We start from the raw sequence: 1,447 nt of genomic DNA on the forward strand, positions 1-1,447 counted from the left end.
TATGTTGATATTGATAAAAATAATTTTAATAAATTCATGCAATTATAAGAAATGAACTGGTTAAGTTATAAATCTGTATTGATCTTTTAAGTATTTATTCTAATAATTGTCAAACAATAAGGTTTGGACGCCTTAGACCTTATCGTATTTACGACAAATTGATAGGATTTCCCATGAGAAAATTAACAACAGCACTCCTACCAGTAGCATTACTTGCTACAAGCTTTGCAACACACGCAGCAACTTCTGACGGTAAAACTATTGGGGTTTCAGCAGGCTGGATGCACATCATGCCTCAAGGTGAGAAACAAGGTGTTGCAGGAAGTTTAAATTTAGGTTCAAAAATCTCAACTTCTGATCCAGATGCAGGCTTTGAGATTGACGATGCTGATACTGGCGCAATTCTGTTTGATTACTATGTAAATGATAATGTATCTTTAGAATTTGTGGGTGGCTATCCACCGAAAATGAAAATTGATGGAAAAGGCACAATTCTAAAAAGTATTAGTCTAGGCAATAATACACTTGCAGGTCCATCAGTAAATCTTGGAAATATTGGTGAAGTAGGGGATGTGGATGCATATACACCTGCATTATTGGCTAAGTATCAGTTTGGGACTGTAAATAGTAAATTTCGTCCATTTGTTGGCGCAGGTATCATGTATGCTCATTTCTCAAATTTCAAACTTAATGGCTCAGTCAATCCTGCTCTAAATGCTTCTATGACGAGTTATCTAGGTACTCCAAGTGGTCAGGCAGTTTCAGGATATTTAGCATTGACTAATCCACAAGTGGCTAAAGCAATTGCAGCAGCGGGTGGTAATTTCGGTTTAGCTGTATCAAAAGTTGATATTGATGATGCGGTTGCTCCAATTGCAACCATTGGAGCAGACTATAATTTTAATAAAGACTGGTTTGCGACAGCTTCTGTATCTTATGCACATCTTCAAACAACTGCTAAATTAGATATTACCTCTAGCACTTTAGGTGGTGCGAAAGTTGTATCAGGTCAAAGTGAAATTGAAATCAATCCAATCGTGACTTACGTGGGTATCGGTTACCGCTTCTAATACTTTAAGTATAAAAAGACCTCGATTTATCGAGGTTTTTTATGGGAAAAAATTAAAAATAGATTGGACTTTCACATTATTTAATTGTGATTTTTGCTATAGTGATGCAGTTTATTATCCAGATAAGAGTAGTTAAATGTTAGAAGCTCATCATCGTAAAGCATTATTTTTTATGGGATTGGGGTTATGTTTTCTATTTTTTCTTATTGGAATGGCTTTTTGGGCAGCAAAAAGCGATGCAGAAAATCAGCGTCAATATCAGCAACAACGCGCAGAAATTGCCAAAAAATATAACCAATCTGATGCTGAATAAAACAGAATTTTATCAGCTTAAAATCTGAATGATTACAAAATGTCTTTATGTAATTGACGAATAT

The 1,447-nt window shown here is 35.0% G+C and carries 2 protein-coding genes; both read left to right on the forward strand.

All coding sequences use genetic code 11. The features are described 5' to 3' along the window. Positions 1-173 precede the first annotated feature (173 nt). Positions 174-1,070 carry an OmpW/AlkL family protein gene (locus JR005_RS09505; protein ID WP_004987024.1) on the forward strand — a complete coding sequence of 299 codons (897 nt, stop codon included), beginning with the start codon at positions 174-176 and terminating at the stop codon, positions 1,068-1,070. 136 nt (positions 1,071-1,206) lie between these two features. Beyond that, complete coding sequence (locus JR005_RS09510) at positions 1,207-1,383, forward strand: hypothetical protein (protein WP_004987023.1); 177 nt, start codon at positions 1,207-1,209, stop codon at positions 1,381-1,383. The last annotated feature ends 64 nt before the right edge of the window (positions 1,384-1,447 follow it).

It is taken from the genome of Acinetobacter sp. Colony158 (assembly GCF_019264745.1).
Lineage (GTDB): Bacteria > Pseudomonadota > Gammaproteobacteria > Pseudomonadales > Moraxellaceae > Acinetobacter > Acinetobacter ursingii.

What these genes read in the sequence shown, in the direction of transcription:
- JR005_RS09505 (WP_004987024.1), top strand. Translation starts at nt 174, where the DNA reads ATGAGAAAATTAACAACAGCACTCCTACCAGTAGCATTACTTGCTACA.
- JR005_RS09510 (WP_004987023.1), top strand. Translation starts at nt 1,207, where the DNA reads ATGTTAGAAGCTCATCATCGTAAAGCATTATTTTTTATGGGATTGGGG.